Origin of the sequence: Polynucleobacter sp. KF022 (assembly GCF_027924105.1) — a bacterium.
Lineage (GTDB): Bacteria > Pseudomonadota > Gammaproteobacteria > Burkholderiales > Burkholderiaceae > Polynucleobacter.
On sequence record NZ_AP026972.1, the window covers coordinates 1,269,114 to 1,285,192 of the forward strand.

Annotated in this window: 15 protein-coding genes, 1 tRNA gene and 1 pseudogene; 11 read left to right on the forward strand and 6 right to left on the reverse strand. The window is 46.3% G+C overall.

Features of this window, described 5'->3' with window-relative positions; all coding sequences use genetic code 11:
• Positions 1 to 56 precede the first annotated feature (56 nt).
• The 4 genes from PKF022_RS06565 to PKF022_RS06580 are packed head-to-tail and all read right to left on the reverse strand — an operon-like array spanning position 57 to position 3,882.
• Positions 57 to 965: a LysR substrate-binding domain-containing protein gene (locus PKF022_RS06565; protein ID WP_216230566.1), complete on the reverse strand. Its 909-nt coding sequence runs from the start codon at positions 963 to 965 to the stop codon at positions 57 to 59.
• A 17-nt stretch (positions 966 to 982) separates the two neighbouring features.
• Positions 983 to 1,771: a prolipoprotein diacylglyceryl transferase gene (gene lgt / locus PKF022_RS06570; protein ID WP_281776292.1), complete on the reverse strand. Its 789-nt coding sequence runs from the start codon at positions 1,769 to 1,771 to the stop codon at positions 983 to 985.
• 5 nt (positions 1,772 to 1,776) lie between these two features.
• Positions 1,777 to 2,241 (reverse strand): DNA polymerase III subunit chi, encoded by a 465-nt coding sequence (locus tag PKF022_RS06575; protein ID WP_281776293.1) that lies wholly within the window; start codon positions 2,239 to 2,241, stop codon positions 1,777 to 1,779.
• Between the two features lie 30 nt (positions 2,242 to 2,271).
• The gene (locus PKF022_RS06580) at positions 2,272 to 3,882 is read right to left on the reverse strand and encodes a leucyl aminopeptidase (protein ID WP_281776294.1); all 1,611 of its coding nucleotides are present in this window, start codon (positions 3,880 to 3,882) and stop codon (positions 2,272 to 2,274) included.
• Between the two features lie 158 nt (positions 3,883 to 4,040).
• Between PKF022_RS06580 and lptF the strand changes: the two genes are divergently transcribed.
• The 3 genes from lptF (at position 4,041) to PKF022_RS06595 (ending at position 7,311) form a co-directional block, all read left to right on the forward strand.
• Positions 4,041 to 5,156: an LPS export ABC transporter permease LptF gene (gene lptF / locus PKF022_RS06585; RefSeq protein ID WP_281776295.1), complete on the forward strand. Its 1,116-nt coding sequence runs from the start codon at positions 4,041 to 4,043 to the stop codon at positions 5,154 to 5,156.
• Positions 5,153 to 6,307, forward strand: coding sequence for an LPS export ABC transporter permease LptG (lptG, locus tag PKF022_RS06590; protein ID WP_216230571.1), 1,155 nt, complete (start codon positions 5,153 to 5,155; stop codon positions 6,305 to 6,307). Before lptF ends, lptG begins: the two co-directional genes overlap by 4 nt.
• A gap of 62 nt (positions 6,308 to 6,369) precedes the next feature.
• On the forward strand, positions 6,370 to 7,311 hold the full coding sequence (locus PKF022_RS06595) for a CysB family HTH-type transcriptional regulator (protein ID WP_281776296.1): 942 nt from the start codon (positions 6,370 to 6,372) through the stop codon (positions 7,309 to 7,311).
• Positions 7,312 to 7,374: 63 nt separating this feature from the next.
• Here PKF022_RS06595 and PKF022_RS06600 read toward each other — a convergent pair.
• Positions 7,375 to 7,459 (reverse strand) — tRNA-Leu (locus PKF022_RS06600).
• Positions 7,460 to 7,611: 152 nt separating this feature from the next.
• Here PKF022_RS06600 and PKF022_RS06605 point away from each other — a divergent pair.
• The 8 genes and pseudogenes from PKF022_RS06605 to rng all read left to right on the forward strand — a co-directional run bounded on the left by PKF022_RS06605 (position 7,612) and on the right by rng (position 14,297).
• Positions 7,612 to 8,331: a YebC/PmpR family DNA-binding transcriptional regulator gene (locus PKF022_RS06605; protein ID WP_281776297.1), complete on the forward strand. Its 720-nt coding sequence runs from the start codon at positions 7,612 to 7,614 to the stop codon at positions 8,329 to 8,331.
• Between the two features lie 53 nt (positions 8,332 to 8,384).
• Complete coding sequence (purD, locus tag PKF022_RS06610; protein WP_281776298.1) at positions 8,385 to 9,662, forward strand: phosphoribosylamine--glycine ligase; 1,278 nt, start codon at positions 8,385 to 8,387, stop codon at positions 9,660 to 9,662.
• A 44-nt stretch (positions 9,663 to 9,706) separates the two neighbouring features.
• A complete protein-coding gene (gene hemF, locus PKF022_RS06615; protein ID WP_281777483.1) occupies positions 9,707 to 10,618 on the forward strand; it encodes an oxygen-dependent coproporphyrinogen oxidase in 912 nt (303 codons plus the stop codon).
• The gene (locus tag PKF022_RS06620; protein WP_281776299.1) at positions 10,615 to 11,304 is read left to right on the forward strand and encodes a nicotinate-nucleotide adenylyltransferase; all 690 of its coding nucleotides are present in this window, start codon (positions 10,615 to 10,617) and stop codon (positions 11,302 to 11,304) included. The genes hemF and PKF022_RS06620 overlap by 4 nt, the downstream gene beginning before the upstream one ends.
• Positions 11,305 to 11,349: 45 nt before the next feature.
• A pseudogene (rsfS, locus tag PKF022_RS06625) lies at positions 11,350 to 11,742 on the forward strand (ribosome silencing factor); the annotation flags it as partial.
• Positions 11,743 to 11,765: 23 nt separating this feature from the next.
• A complete protein-coding gene (rlmH, locus tag PKF022_RS06630; RefSeq protein WP_216230577.1) occupies positions 11,766 to 12,209 on the forward strand; it encodes a 23S rRNA (pseudouridine(1915)-N(3))-methyltransferase RlmH in 444 nt (147 codons plus the stop codon).
• A gap of 4 nt (positions 12,210 to 12,213) precedes the next feature.
• Positions 12,214 to 12,837: a Maf family protein gene (locus tag PKF022_RS06635; protein WP_281776300.1), complete on the forward strand. Its 624-nt coding sequence runs from the start codon at positions 12,214 to 12,216 to the stop codon at positions 12,835 to 12,837.
• Positions 12,834 to 14,297 (forward strand): ribonuclease G, encoded by a 1,464-nt coding sequence (rng, locus tag PKF022_RS06640; protein WP_281776301.1) that lies wholly within the window; start codon positions 12,834 to 12,836, stop codon positions 14,295 to 14,297. Before PKF022_RS06635 ends, rng begins: the two co-directional genes overlap by 4 nt.
• 13 nt (positions 14,298 to 14,310) lie before the next feature.
• Here rng and msbA read toward each other — a convergent pair whose 3' ends face one another.
• A complete protein-coding gene (gene msbA / locus PKF022_RS06645; RefSeq protein ID WP_281776302.1) occupies positions 14,311 to 16,074 on the reverse strand; it encodes a lipid A export permease/ATP-binding protein MsbA in 1,764 nt (587 codons plus the stop codon).
• Between the last annotated feature and the right edge of the window lie 5 nt (positions 16,075 to 16,079).

Below are 16,079 nucleotides of genomic sequence, written 5' to 3' on the forward strand. Positions count from 1 at the left end.
TTAAATGATAAATCATTAACCTAAAGTTAATTAATATTGCTAAACGTAAGGGTATATCAGGAGTTTTTGCGATGCAGCATGCGGGCTTCAGCCGCTAAAGCCAAAATATTGGGATTCGCTTCATTAGCCTGAAGATACATTAGGCCAATGTGTTGAATCACCTGATATTTGGGTAGTAAGGGGGTAAAGTCAATCGCATCCCCCATGAGTGCCCTCACCCTACCAGGCAATAAAGACCGCCCTAGATCTCCTGAGACCATATTCATCAGCGAGAAGATGTCCCCCACCTTCATTACTACATTAGGCTTAAAGCCTGCTAACTGAAACGCCTCATAAAAACCCGATGTGGTGGCAAAGCCATCTTGCAAAGTGAGAAATTTTTCGCTTTGATATTCCGATAAGTCGATATCAGCCTGAGTGGGTTTACTGTTCCTCGAGGAAGCTAAATACAACTGATCCTCAAAGAGGGAGACCACCTGCACTCCCTCAGGAAGATTTTTCGAGGGGACGGCAATCACTACTGCGTCTACAGTTCCTTCGGTCAACCTTTTCATCAACTCCTCATTGGATCCAAGAAATAAATCGATATCTAAATCAGGTCGACGAATTTTGGTGCCCATGATCATGCGAGGAATGATGTTGGCAGTCAATGAGTACATTGACCCCAGGCGAATTTGTCCGCTTTCTACTCCGGCCTTTGCTCTTGTCTTTTTAAGAATGCGATCTACGTCTGACAATAAATCGTTACTCGCCTCAGCTAAATAGATCGCTGCTGGAAGGGGTTTTAATTGACGCCCCTCCTTAATAAACAACGGGCACCCAATGCCTGACTCAAGCGAATGTAGCGCTTTGTGAATGCTGACCGAGCTTAAATGTAATTCTTCTGCCGTACGCGCAAGACTTCCAGTTCGAACAAACGAACAGAGAATTTCTAATTTACGTAGCGTCAGTTCTTCATTCAGCATAAGTACGTCTGAACTCGTTAAGTACTCTTAGATTTAAATGTGGTCATCAGATAGATGCCAAACACCATCATTGGCACGCATAACCATTGACCCATGGATAGACCCAAGCCAAGCAAGCCAAGGAATGCATCTGGTTCTCGAGCATATTCTGCTAAGAAACGACAAATGCCATAACCTAATAAGAAGAATCCAGATACCTGACCAACACGTCTTGGCTTACCTGCATAAATCCATAGAGCGATACCTAGCAATAGGCCCTCGCCGAGCAGTTGGTATATCTGGGAGGGATGACGCGGCACAGAATCCACTAACGGAAATACCATTGCCCATGGAAGATCGGTTGGCCTTCCCCACAACTCACCATTAATAAAATTTCCAAGGCGGCCAAAAGCCAAACCAAAGGGAACAAGTGGCGCTACCAAATCACTGACGACAAAAAAAGTGGTCTTGCGCTTTTTAGCAAACCAGTACAGCGCAACAAGTACACCCAGCAAACCACCATGGAAAGACATACCGCCTTCCCAGATTTTGAAAATACTCAAAGGGTTGGCCAAGTAAAAGCCTGGCATATAAAACAGGGTGTAGCCCAAGCGGCCCCCAAGCACAACACCGAGAACGCCTGCAAAAAGTAGGTCCTCAAGATCTTTGTAGGTCCAGCCCAAGGCCTGATAACGAGGCGCTCTAATGCGTAAGCGACCTAAGAGCAAAAACTGCACAAAGGCCATCAGATACATCAATCCATACCAATGAATCGCAAAGGACCCAATACGAATTGCTGCGGGGTCAAACTCAGGATGAATCAACATAGATGCTAACTTTTGGATTGGTCGAAGTTGTGCAACTCGTGACCTAAATCTCGATAGGCTTTATAGCGATCGCGCCCAGCCAAACGCTCAGCCTCATTGACGGTAACTACCTCAACTATTCTGGGAAAGCGCGCCACTAATGCTGGTACATCGGCAGGCATTCGCATACCTAAATGAATCATGACATCTGCATGAGGTATATTGCTTAAAGCCGAAGAGGCAAAATCATCCGTTAAAACAATCGGCGTTTCTGCTGCGGCTTCATCTTCAATAAAGCAGTGGGGTAAAAAATCAGTACTGCTAAATGCCCATAAAAGATCATTTAGCTTTTGCAGGTCAGCCTTCTCACCCACCATCACAATATTGCGAACGGGCTCACCCTCAGGCGTAGCACTCCAAATCTTGCGCGTTAATCGACAAGCGTATTCCAGCTTGTCATTCACGTTGCTATGAAAATCGATTCGAGCCATTCAGTTTTTATCCAAAGACACGCGCACTGCTTACTTGCGTTCAAGCAAGAAGTTCACTAACAAAGGAACCGGGCGACCAGTAGATCCTTTAGCGGCACCACTCTTCCAGGCAGTTCCAGCGATATCCAAGTGGGCCCATTTGTATTTCTCAGTAAAGCGAGATAAGAAACAGGCTGCGGTTACGCTGCCAGCTGGACGTCCCCCAATATTGGCGACATCGGCAAAATTGGATTTGAGTTGCTCATGATAGGCAGCATCTAAAGGCAAGCGCCATACGGTATCCAAAGAAGCATGACCCGCTTTAGTGAGCTCACTCACTAGACCCTCATCTTCAGAAAATAACCCACTATGAACATGGCCCAAGGCAATCACACAGGCACCAGTTAAGGTGGCAATATCAATGACCGCTGCTGGCTTGAATCGCTCGACATACGTCAAAGCATCACACAGAATTAATCGACCTTCTGCATCAGTGTTGAGAATCTCAATTGTCTGCCCAGACATACTCTTCACAATATCACCTGGACGTGTAGCTTGACCAGATGGCATGTTTTCACAAGTAGGAATGACGCCAATCACATTCTTTTTTAATTTCATCAATGAAACTGAATACATGGTGCCAATGACAGATGCAGCACCGCACATGTCGTACTTCATTTCATCCATCGCTTCGCCAGGCTTCAGTGAAATACCACCAGTGTCAAAAGTAATGCCCTTGCCTACCAAAACAATCGGGGCCTCACCCGCTTTACCGCCTTGATGACGCATCACAATAAATTGCGGCGGAGTTTCAGATCCCTTAGCAACCGATAAGAACGAGCCCATGCCCAAAGCCTCAATCTGCTTGCGCCCAAGCACTTCGACTTTTAAAGCTGTCTTCTTGCTTAAGCCTTGCGCAGCCTTACCCAAGTAGGTTGGCGTACAGATATTTGGAGGAAGATTGCCTAAATCTTTTGCCAGGTTCATTCCTTCAACCATCGCTACGCCCTGCTCTACAGCGGCTTTCAATTCCTTAGCGCAATCATCGTTTCCAGCAAATACCAACTGCTTAAACGTATCCGCCTTATCTTTAGCCTTGAATTTCATCGCTGGCTGACGAACACCAAAACGATAAGCTTGATCACCAGCATACTGAACAGTAAGACGCACTTCTTCTGCAATGAAATCTGCTTTGTGTGCGAGAGCAAAGCTTGGAGTAAACCAAAGTGCATTTTCAATTGAGCCGCCACTAAGTACTTTTAAGGCAGCACGAGCTACTTTGGAATAAGTCGTTAAGCTGCGCTCACTGGCAAGATGAACATCACCCAAGCTCACTAACAAGACGCGTTTAGCTTTAACACCATTTCCGGCCCAGGATTTTTCTGTACGCAACATGCAAACGGAGGCCTGCTTAGAATCCAAATCTCCAACGATGTTGGCGTGATTTACAGAACCTCCAAGCAGAACATCTAGTTCCGGCAAAAATCCTACCTTTGCTTTGGCGCCCTTTGCGCCTGAGAAGCTATCAAAATCTGCCTTGGAGTAGGCCAAAACCAAGCAGTCGGTCGTATGTCCAAGCAAGGACTTGAGGCTAGTTTTCTGGAGTTTTGAGCTCTGAAGGTCGGCTTGAGGGAAAATCTTGGTACTAAATTGAATTGTCATAATCTATTACGGTATTTTGGTCGATTCAAAAGAGAGGAAATTGCTAATCCGGGACGTTTATCCATTATCCTCCGACATGAGAATAGTCTCCCTTGTCACTAGCAATATAAGCCATTTACAGAACCCAATAACCCCACGAATCCAGACCCTTATTTCTCATGATTTTTAAACAGGCCCTTCGCCGCGAACTCAGTTTTACGACTGGCGGGGTCTTTTTGGTCTTAGTCACCATTATGGTGACTACCCTAGTGATCCGTATTTTGGGCTACGCCGCTAACGGAGCGGTTAACCCAGAGGATGCACTGGTTTTAATTGCCTTAGCCACTTTGGGCTACCTTGCCATTCTTTTGACGGTCTCCCTATTTGTCGCAACGCTGATTGTTTTAGTGCGCTGGTACAAAGATTCAGAAATGATTGTTTGGTTTGCCAGCGGTTTAAGCGTCACCAATCTCATTCGTCCAATTTTGCAATTTGCAACTCCACTCATTATTGTCATTGCCTTACTCGCTCTTTTTGTTTGGCCGTGGGCTAATCGGGAATCAACCTTAATTAGTCAGCGCTTTCAACAACGTGATGATGTATCTATGGTGAGCGCTGGTCAATTTAAAGAATCAGCAAAAGCAGAACGCGTCTTCTTTATTGAAGAGCTCGATGTCGATAAAAGCGAAGTCAAAAATATCTTCGTAGCAGACTCTAAGAACGGTCGTTTAAGCATTGCTGTATCGGCTTCTGGTTATATTCAAAATTCTGAAGGCGGCGAAAAATCCATTGTTCTACATAACGGCCGGCGCTATGAAGGACAACCCACCCAGCCTGATTTTAGAATTCTCGAGTTTGATGAATACAGCACCAAAATTCGCAGCAAGGATGCCTTAGCGCCTGCGCCACGTGATCGTGAAAAAACAGTCGACGAGCTACTCAATGACACCAACCCAGCGACAATCAATCCTAATCGCGCTGAATTACTCTGGCGCATTGGCTTGCCATTAATGGCCTTAGGTTTAGTGTTGATTGCCATACCACTTGCATATGTCAATCCACGTCTTGGTAATTACACTGCGATGTTCTACGCGGTATTGATTTACCTGATTTATAGCAACCTGCTAAACCTGACGCAAAATTTTGTTTCACAAGGCAAGGTCAGTGTTTTTGTAGCCATCTGGCCGATACACTTACTTGCGCTTTTGATTGCAACAGTCTTAATTCGCAATCGTATTAATCCTTCATTGAAGTGGTGGCTCCGCCAATTACCCGCTTCCATTGCCAGAAAATGAAGATCCTCTTCCCCTTTATCTACGAGCGCTATCTAGCCAAGCAGATCTATGCTGCTTTTGGCTTCATTCTTTTTGCTTTGGTGGCTTTATTTTTATTCTTTGATATCTTGAGTGAACTCGGCTCAGTGCAAGGCGCCTATACACTTCCCTTGGCTCTGCTGCACGTTCTACTCAAGGCGCCAAGCCGCATCTCTGAAATTATTCCGATTGCAGGCTTAATAGGCAGTATTTATGTATTTGCGATGTTAGCTAGTCAATCTGAGTTCACCATCTTGCGTATCGCTGGTTTGGATGTAAAACGCGGACTGATCACGCTCACTAAAATTTCTATTCCTTTAATTGCACTTACGCTCATCATGAGTGAATGGGTCGGACCTTATACCGAAGCGAAGTCTGATCAGATTCGCATGAAGGCTATGGGGTCGGCATACTCATCCCAGTTCAGAACGGGTGTATGGGTAAAGGATCGCTTACGTGATGAAGATGGTAGTGGTCCGGTTCGCCCTGGAGTGCGCTACGTCAACGTTGGCAAGGTTGATAAGGATAATGAAATTCGCAATATCCGCATGTATGAGTTTGATGACACTTACCATCTCCTCTCTATTCGCAGCGCGGTCTCTGGACAGTTTGATGAGACAGGTATCTGGGTTTTAAATGATGTAACAGAAACCCGCTTTAAAGAAACCAAGCAATCTGACCCTCTCAATCCTGTTTTTTCTGCACAGACTTTCACTCATCCGATTCTCACCCTAGAGTCTGAAGTCACCCCACAAATTTTGAGCGTGCTGTTAATCAGTCCGGAAAAAATGTCGATTGTGAGCTTGGGTCGATTTATTTCTCATCTGCGTGATAACAAACAAGATGCGCATCGGCACTCAATTGCTTTCTGGAAAAAAGTCATCTATCCATTCACCATTTTTGTGATGCTCACATTGGCACTACCGTTCGCTTACCTCAAGGTACGTGCAGGCAGTGTTGGTATTAAGGTATTTGGCGGCATCATGCTGGGTATGAGCTTTCAACTCTTTAATTCCTTGTTTTCAAATGTGGGGTTACTGGGTTCCTGGCCATCGCTTCTTACCGCCCTCACTCCGCCCCTGCTGTATTTCCTATTGGCGCTTGTTGGATTGCGCTGGGTTTCTAAGGCTTAATACCAAAAAATCATTTAGAATGTGATTCCTATATCATTGTTGATATAAAGACAGGAATCCTTATGAATCTCCACCAATTCCGATTTGTACGAGAAGCCGTTAGACAAAACTTCAACTTAACGACCGCCGCAAAGGCACTCTTTACCTCCCAGCCAGGGGTGTCTAAAGCCATCATCGAGCTAGAAGACGAATTAGGCGTTGAAATCTTCCGTCGTCACGGCAAGCGTATTCGCTCTATGACGGAACCTGGAAAGCGGATTTTGAGCTCGATCGAGCGCATCTTGGATGAAGTTGAAACACTCAAGCGAGTGGGCAAGGATTTTGCGAGCCAAGATCAAGGCAGCTTTGTGATTGCCACCACCCACACTCAGGCACGCTATGCCCTACCCAAAGTTCTCACCGAATTTACTAAGCGCTTTCCAAAGGTAAAGGTCAGCATTCAGCAAGGCAGTCCAGGTCAAATTGCGGAATTACTCACCCATGATCGCGCTGATATTGCGATTGCCACTGAAGGAATCGCCAATACGCCAGGCGTGCTGGCACTGCCGGGCTATCAATGGCATCACGTATTGATGGTGCCACTCAGTCACCCACTACTCAACCAGGCCACACTGACGTTAGAAGAGATTGCTAAGTACCCCATCATTACCTACGACAAAGCATTTGCGGGACGCAGTAAGATTGATGCAGCTTTTGCACAAAGAAATATCACACCCGATATTATTTTGGAGGCGATTGATGCTGATGTGATTAAAACTTACGTTGAGACTGGTATGGGCATCGGCATCGTTGCGGGTCACGCATATGATCCCGATCGAGACCGCAATCTCAAAGTGATTCCTGCAGGACACTTATTTGGCAATAACGTGACCCATCTAGGTGTTAAACAAGGCGCTTACCTTCGCTCATTTGTTTACACCTTTATTGAACTCTTCTCGCCAACGCTCACCAAAAAAATTGTTGAGCAGGCCATGTCGAACGAAACCGAGACGTACGAGATTTAACCGGCCACAGTCTGGTGTTTGATTCTGATTTGGGAGATCCTCAAAAACAGATCTGTTTTTGAGTGGTGCCTCGGGGCGGACTCGAACCGCCACGCCTTGCGGCACCGGATTTTGAGTCCGGCACGTCTACCAATTCCATCACCGAGGCAGGTGTTTGCAGTGGAAATTCTGCTTACTTTGCTACTTTGTTACTGCTAAGACATGAGAGTGTAACAAAAAATGCCCCCTTACCCCCTACCTTGGGTCTAGAACCCCTTAAAATGAGGACTTCTAGCCAAATTATTAAAAGGACTTACCCGTATGGCCGGCCATTCGAAATGGGCCAATATTCAGCACCGCAAAGGTCGTCAGGACGAAAAACGCGGCAAGATTTGGACCAAACTCATTAAAGAAATTACCGTAGCCGCCAAATTAGGCGGTGGCGATGTTGCTACCAATCCACGTTTACGTCTGGCTATTGATAAAGCCAAAGACTCCAATATGCCCAATGACAACGTGCAAAGAGCAATTCAGCGTGGTACTGGTTCTCTTGAGGGTGTGAACTATGAAGAAATTCGTTATGAGGGCTACGGCATTAATGGCGCAGCCATCATTGTTGATTGCTTGACCGATAATCGCACCCGCACCGTCGCCGAAGTGCGCCATGCATTTAATAAAAATGGCGGCAATATGGGCGCAGAAGGTTCAGTTGCTTTCTTATTCAAACATTGCGGCCAAATGTTGTTTGCCCCAGGCACCAGCGAAGATCAACTCATGGAAGTTGCGTTAGATGCTGGCGCAGAAGATGTCATTACGCATGATGATGGATCCTTGGAGGTGTTATCTCCTGTTCCAGATTTTTCAAAAGTCCAAGATGCTATTAATAAAGCAGGTCTCAAGCCAGAGCTTGCAACTGTTGCCATGCGCCCCGAGACAGAGATTGCTCTAGAAGGCGAGCAAGCTGAAAGCATGCAGAAGTTGCTAGATGCTCTTGAGAACTTGGATGACGTTCAAGAGGTATTTACGAACGCTGCACTTTGATTCTTGAAATTGATTTCTTTTAATTACCTTATTTAAATACTAGATAGCTTGTTATGAAAATTCTACTGATCGGATCTGGCGGACGCGAACATGCACTTGCTTGGAAGCTAGCTCAATCCCCACAAGTACAAACGGTTTATGTTGCCCCAGGTAATGGCGGCACCGCTACGGCTAAGCAAGCTGCTGCAGGTATTGAGAATTTACCCATCAGCGGACTGCAAGAGCTGGCTGATTTTGCCAAGCGCGAGAAGATTCATCTAACTGTTGTTGGTCCTGAAGCCCCTCTGGCGGCCGGCATCGTTGATGTATTCCGCAATAATGGCTTGCGTATTTTTGGACCAACACAATTAGCAGCGCAATTGGAGTCTTCTAAGGATTTCTCCAAAGCCTTCATGAAGCGTCATGGTATTCCGACTGCGGATTACCAAACATTCTCTAATGCTCTAGAAGCACATGCATACATCGATGCCAAAGGCGCACCAATTGTGATCAAGGCGGATGGCCTTGCGGCAGGTAAAGGTGTCGTTGTGGCTATGAGCCTTGAAGAAGCGCACGCTGCAGTTGACATGATGCTGGCTGACAATAAACTAGGTAATGCTGGCGCACGTGTAGTCATCGAAGAATTTCTCACTGGCGAAGAAGCTAGCTTTATTGTGTTGGTTGACGGTAAGAATGTTTTAGCTTTAGCAACTAGCCAAGATCACAAACGTTTACTCGATGCCGATCAAGGCCCTAATACTGGTGGTATGGGTGCCTACTCTCCTGCTCCAGTAGTCACCCCAGAAATTCATGCGCGCGCATTACGTGAAGTGATCATGCCAACTGTTAAGGGCATGCAAGCTGATGGCATTCCGTACACCGGCTTCTTATATGCTGGCTTAATGATCACGCCTGATGGCAAGATCAAGACTTTAGAATTTAATTGCCGTATGGGTGACCCAGAAACACAACCAATTATGGCGCGCCTGCGAAGTGATCTCGTCAATGCCTTGGATCACGCTGTGGATGGCACCCTGAATGAAGTCGAGCTGGAATGGGATCGTCGTACCGCTCTTGGCGTTGTATTGGCCGCCCATAACTACCCTGATACCCCAAGAGCCGGGGATATCATTACCGGCATACCTGACGACACTGAAGATCAAATCACATTCCATGCCGGTACGAAATTACAAGACGGCAAGGTAGTCACTTCTGGAGGACGTGTGATGTGTGTGGTTGGACTTGCTGATACCGTTCGCGGCGCCCAACAAAAAGCATACGAAGCAATCAACCACATCAAGTTCAATGGCATGCAATATCGCAAAGATATTGGTTATCGCGCTATTAAGTAAATTTATCTAAAGTTAGAACGCTCTTGTCAGATCAACATACCCAAATCGATATCGCCGCCCTAAAAGATTACTTTTTAGGCTTGCAAGATCGCATTACTACTGCAATGAGTGCATTGGATGGCAAGGCTTTTATTGCTGACGAATGGCATAAGCCAGAAGATAGCAAACTCAAAGGTTATGGTCGCACCTGTATTTTGGATGGCGGCAATATCCTGGAAAAGGGTGGTGTGGGTTTCTCACACGTACGCGGCGATCAAATGCCGCCGTCTGCATCACATCACCGACCAGAAGTAGCTGGGCGTAGCTTTGAGGCGATGGGCGTTTCTTTAGTGTTTCATCCAAATAATCCTAAAGTGCCCACCACCCATATGAATGTGCGCTGCTTTATTGCGCAAGCGCCCGATAAAGAGCCTGTCTGGTGGTTTGGTGGAGGCTTCGATCTCACACCCTATTACGGCGTTGATGAAGACTGCAAGCATTTTCATCAAACAGCTAAAGATGCATTAGATCCTTTTGGCGAAGAGCTCTATCCTCGCTTTAAAAAGTGGTGTGATGAATATTTTTACTTAAAGCATCGCGAAGAGCCACGCGGTATCGGCGGAGTATTCTTTGATGACTTTAATGAACTCGGATTTGAAAAAAGTTTTGCGATGACTCGTGCCGTGGGCGATGCCTTCATTGACGCCTACCTGCCGATTGTTCAGCGCCGCTACCAGGATAGCTTTACTGCTGAAGAAAAAGCTTTCCAAGAATATCGTCGTGGTCGTTATGTGGAATACAACCTCATCTTTGATCGAGGGACGATCTTTGGTTTGCATTCAGGTGGCCGTACTGAATCCATTCTGATGTCGATGCCTCCGGTAGTGCAATGGTGGTACAACTGGCAACCTAAGCCTGGCACACCTGAGGCCAAGCTCTATGACTACTACCTGAAGCCTCGAGATTGGCTGGCTTGAATACCTTGAAAAAAATTGGCATCTTGGGGGGCACTTTTGATCCACCCCATGTTGGTCATTTAAAGCTGGCAGCGCACTTTGCCAAACTATTGCGTTTGGATGCACTGTTGCTAATCCCTAGTGGTGAACCATGGCAAAAAGGTACCGGCATCACTTCCGCTGAAATGCGCCTTAAGTTAACCGAGGCTGCGGGAATTGACTTAGCCCGTGCATTTTTGTATTTAAAAATCTCCACTCAAGTAGGTATTGATCGCATGGAAATTGATCGTGCTGGCCCGAGTTATGCCATTGATACTGTTAAAGCCTTACGTGAACGATTTGGTAGAGATGCCAGCCTGACTTGGTTGATGGGGGCAGATTCTTTAGTTACCTTACCAAGCTGGAATTCTTGGGAAAAGCTCAGTCAATATGTCAATTTTGCTGTGGCTAGTAGACCCCATCATGATTTGCAGGTGGAAACCAGCGCCGAGGTGAATCAATTTTTGCAAAATCACCAGACAAAAGATCCTGCTGCCCTTGAAAATAGCGCTGCAGGCCTCATATATATCGATGAAAGCCTTAATGTCGATCTATCCTCTACCGAATTACGAGATTGCCTTAAATCCAGCTCACGAAGCACTATTGCATCTGAGCAAATTCCCACCCACACCCTAGAAATAATTACAAATCTGGGCTTGTATCAGTAATCAAGCTAAGATCATCCTAAATACAAAAATTATTGCCGAGAAAATATGGACTTACGTAAATTACAACGCGTCGTGATTGATGCTCTAGAAGATGTGAAGGCGCAAGATATCCGCGTCTATGACACTAGCAAATTAAGTGAATTGTTTGATCGCGTGGTTATTGCCACCGGCTCAAGTAATCGTCAAACCCGCTCTTTAGCAATGTCAGTAAAAGAAGCTGTCAACACTAAAGGCGGCGATGTGATTTCTGTCGAAGGTTTAGAAACCGGTGAATGGGTATTGGTTGATTGCGGCGATATTGTCGTACACATTTTGCAACCGATGCTGCGCTCCTACTATCAGCTTGAAGGTATGTGGGGTGCAAAACCTGTACGCGTCAAATTGGCTGGCAGCAAAGGCCTTGTCAAAGCCAGCGAATCGGAAGACGAGGACGACGAGTAAGTTCGTCGCTGAACGTATCAATGCGCCTCACCATAGTTTCAGTTGGTCATAAGATGCCCGATTGGGTTGCGACTGCAACCCATGACTACATCAAAAGAATGCCTGCAGACTGCAGTATTGAAATTAAGGAAATTAAGCCAGACCTGACGCCCGCTAAAGAGGCTGTCAAAATTGCTGCCGCCATTCCTAAAGGCTCAAGAGTCATTGCCTTAGATGAGCGCGGTAAAGACCAGACTACTCAGAATCTAGCCACTCAACTGGCCAGCTGGCGCCAAGAGGGGTTCGATATCACTTTCTTAATTGGCGGCGCAGATGGCCTGGATGCCAGCCTCAAAGCAACTGCTCAAGCAATGTGGCGCCTCTCTAGCCTCACCCTTCCCCACGCTATGGCTAGAGTGCTGCTGGTAGAGCAACTCTATCGCGCTTGGACTATTCTGCAGGGTCACCCCTACCATCGTGAGTAATCTTGTGAGCTCATTTATTTATCTCGCCTCACAAAGTCCGCGTCGCCAAGAGCTCTTAAAACAAATTGGCGTACGCTTTGAAATGCTTTTACCCACTTCTGATGAAGATAGTGAAAGTATCGAAACTCCCCTTCCTCAAGAAAAAGCGCGAGTCTATGTTGAACGCGTAACCCTGGCAAAAAGTGCAGCAGCACTGAATCGTTGGCAAAGCAGTGGTTTGCCTTGGGCTCCAATTCTTTGTGCAGATACTACGGTTAGCCTGCCCAACAGTCCTGATGGTGAAATCTTAGGGAAACCAAGTGATGCAACAGATACTGCGCGGATTCTCAATATGCTCAGTGGCAAAGTACATGAGGTACTAACCGCCGTTGCCCTTACGCCAGCCCCAACCGAAATACCCAATATTTTGGTACAGGTATCGCGCGTGCAATTTGCAGAGCTATCTCCAATACAGATTGACGCTTATATCGCCAGCGGTGAACCCTTTGGTAAAGCTGGGGCCTATGGCATTCAGGGCCTAGGAGGCACTTTTATTCCCACTATTCAGGGGAGCTATAGCGGTATCATGGGCCTACCCCTCTATGAAACCCAACAATTACTTGAAATTGCCGGCCTGACTAGCAAATGAACGAAGAAATACTGATCAATATCACACCGCAAGAAACGCGAGTTGCTTTAATTCAGCAAGGGGCGGTTCAAGAGCTGCAAATTGAACGCACTCGCCAACGCGGTATTGTGGGCAATATCTATTTAGCCAAAGTGGTTCGAGTTCTACCGGGTATGCAATCGGCATTTATCGAGATTGGACTAGAGCGCACTGCTTTTATGCACGTTGCTGATATCACGCAGAATAATCCTCAGGCACAAATTGAAAAATTATTGTTTGAAGGTCAAACCCTTTTGGTACAAGTTCTTAAAGATCCTTTAGGTACAAAAGGTGCGCGCCTGACAACTCAACTCAGCATTGCTGGGCGTAATTTGGTTTACCTACCGCCTGCTGGCAGCGATGCTGCTACCGAAAAATATATTGGCGTCTCTCAACGCATCGATCAACCCGAAGAGCGTGAAGCTATCAAGGCTCGTCTCGCTAGCTTAATGGCATCCGATGAAAAAGGTGGCATTATCGTGCGCACCAGCGCTCAGGATGCTTCCGATACTGAGCTGCAGCATGACATGCTGTACCTGCGCACCACTTGGGACAATATTCATGCGGCGATGAAAAATAATCCCGCGCCCACCCTGCTCTATCAAGACCTCAGCTTGGCAGAACGCGTCTTACGCGATGTGGCTGGAGAAGAAACCACACAAATTCGGGTTGATTCGGCTGAGAATTTCGAGAAGTTGAAGGCTTTTACTAATGCTTACATGCCTAATCTTTTAGGCAAGCTGACATTGCATCGTGGTGAACGTGCACTCTTTGATTTATTTGATGTCGATGCTGAAATTAATAAGGCACTCGGTCGTCGAGTTGATCTCAAGTCCGGTGGCTATTTGATGATTGACCAAACCGAGTCTATGACAACGATTGATGTGAACACTGGCAGCTATGTTGGTGCGCGCAATCTGGATGACACAGTTTTCAAAACGAATTTGGAGGCAGCCCAAGCAATTGCAAGGCAGCTACGCTTGCGTAACCTCGGCGGGATCATCATCATTGATTTCATCGACATGGTTGGCAAAGATCATCAAGAGTCTGTATTACATGAGCTCAATCGAAATCTAGAACGTGATCATGCTCGCACTTCAGTAAGTGACTTCTCTGCGCTAGGCTTAGTGGAGATGACTCGTAAACGCACTCGCGAATCCTTAGCCCATATCACCTGCGAGCCCTGTGCTACCTGCCTTGGCAAGGGTGAAGTGAAAACTGCTCAAACTATTTGTTACGAGATTTTGCGCGAGATTGTGCGAGAGCACCGTCAATTTAACCCAAGAGAATTTAGAATCGTAGCAGCGCCCGATGTCATCGACCTCTTCCTAGAAGAAGAGAATCAATTCTTGGCACAGTTAGGTGACTTTATTGGTAAGCCAATTACCCTCCAGGCTGAAGGTAGCTTCCGCCAAGAGCAATACGATATTGTTCTGAGTTAAACCTACTCGTTAATTAAGCGTTAGAAAATTGGATGCGATGCAGGTTGGCATAGAGTCCATCTTGCTTAATCAAATCTTCGTGTGAGCCATTTTCTACAATCTGGCCATGCTCTAACACCACAATACGATCAGCATGTTCAATAGTTGACAAGCGGTGAGCAATTACCAAAGTAGTTCTACCCGCCATAAGGCGATCAAGCGCATCCTGCACTTGGCGCTCAGACTCTGAATCCAGGGCTGAAGTGGCTTCGTCCAAAATCAAAATTGGGGCATTTTTATAGATTGCGCGCGCTATCGCCATACGCTGGCGTTGCCCGCCAGATAAGCGATTACCGTTATCACCCACCATCGAATCAATACCCTCAGGCAATTCTTTAATGAGTGCGGTCAGATTCGCAGCCTCTAAGGCCTCTATCACTCGGCCACGATCAATTGCCTCTTGAGTATCTGCGCCATATGCCACGTTTGCCGCAATCGTATCGTTAAAGAGGATCACATCTTGACTGACGAATGCAATTTGCTTACGAACATCAGCCAACACAATATCTTCCAGGGGAATATCGTCCAAGAAAATATGGCCGCTAGTTGGCTTATAGAAGCGCGGCAATAAATTGACGAGCGTGGATTTGCCACCACCCGATGGGCCAACGAAGGCCACAACTTCGCCCGGCTTAATGCTGAGATTGATATTACGTAAAGCATCTTTACGCCCCACCTCTTGTTGATACGAAAAACCAACATCATCAAAGCGAATAGCGCCTTTTGCTTTTTCTAAAGATCGCATATTGAGCTTGCGATCCTCATCCTCCTCAAATGGCTCATCCATCATGCCAAAGACCATTTCAGCAGCAGTCAAGCCACGCTGAAGGGGTTGATTAATGTCAGCCAAATGCTTAAGTGGTGAAATGACCAACATCATGGCGGTAATAAAGGCCGCAAAGCCGCCAACAGTCGTGCCTTCAGTGGCAGATTGCATCAATGCAATAACCAATACTACGGATAAAGCCATGGAGGCAATTAGCTGGGTAATGGGCTGATTTAGGCCGCCAGCTACTGCAGACTTCAAGGCAAACTGACGTGCACGCTCAGCCTTTTGTCTAAAGCGATTCATTTCATATTCTTCAGCACCATGTACTTTGACAATTTTGTAACCCGCGGCAGCTTCTTCAACGATATAAGCTAAATCGCTGGTGAGCGTTTGCTGTTCTCTATTCAGCGATCTCAAGCGGCGATTCACTTTACTCATGACAAATGCAATTACAGGGAAAATAATCAGGACAACTAATGTCAATTGCCAGTTCAAATAAATTAAATATCCCATTAAGCCAATAACCGTCAACAAGTCACGCACCAAACTAATCAACATGCCACCCATCACTGAGAGAACATTATTTACCTCAAACACAACGGCATTGATTAATTTAGATGCGGAGTTCTGCTGGAAAAAACTTGTCTTTGCATGCAATAAAGTTTGAAACATTTGCTCCCGTAACTTGAGCAATACTGAATTAATCACGCGGGATAGCAAATAATTGGAGAAGAACTGAGCCAAACTGCGGACCAATGCAAGGCCCACTAAGAAAACCGGCACTTGCCAAAGCTTGCTATTGAGCTGACCAGTAAAGCCGCGGTCTAAAAGAGGCTTCATTAATGCCGGGATGGAGGTCTCGGCAGCAGCCACTACCGCCATAGCCAGTAGGGAGCCAGTTATCAAGCCAATATGGGGCTTTAGGTACGTAATTAAGCGATTTAGTGCGGTACGGTCTTTAGCATTCATATAAT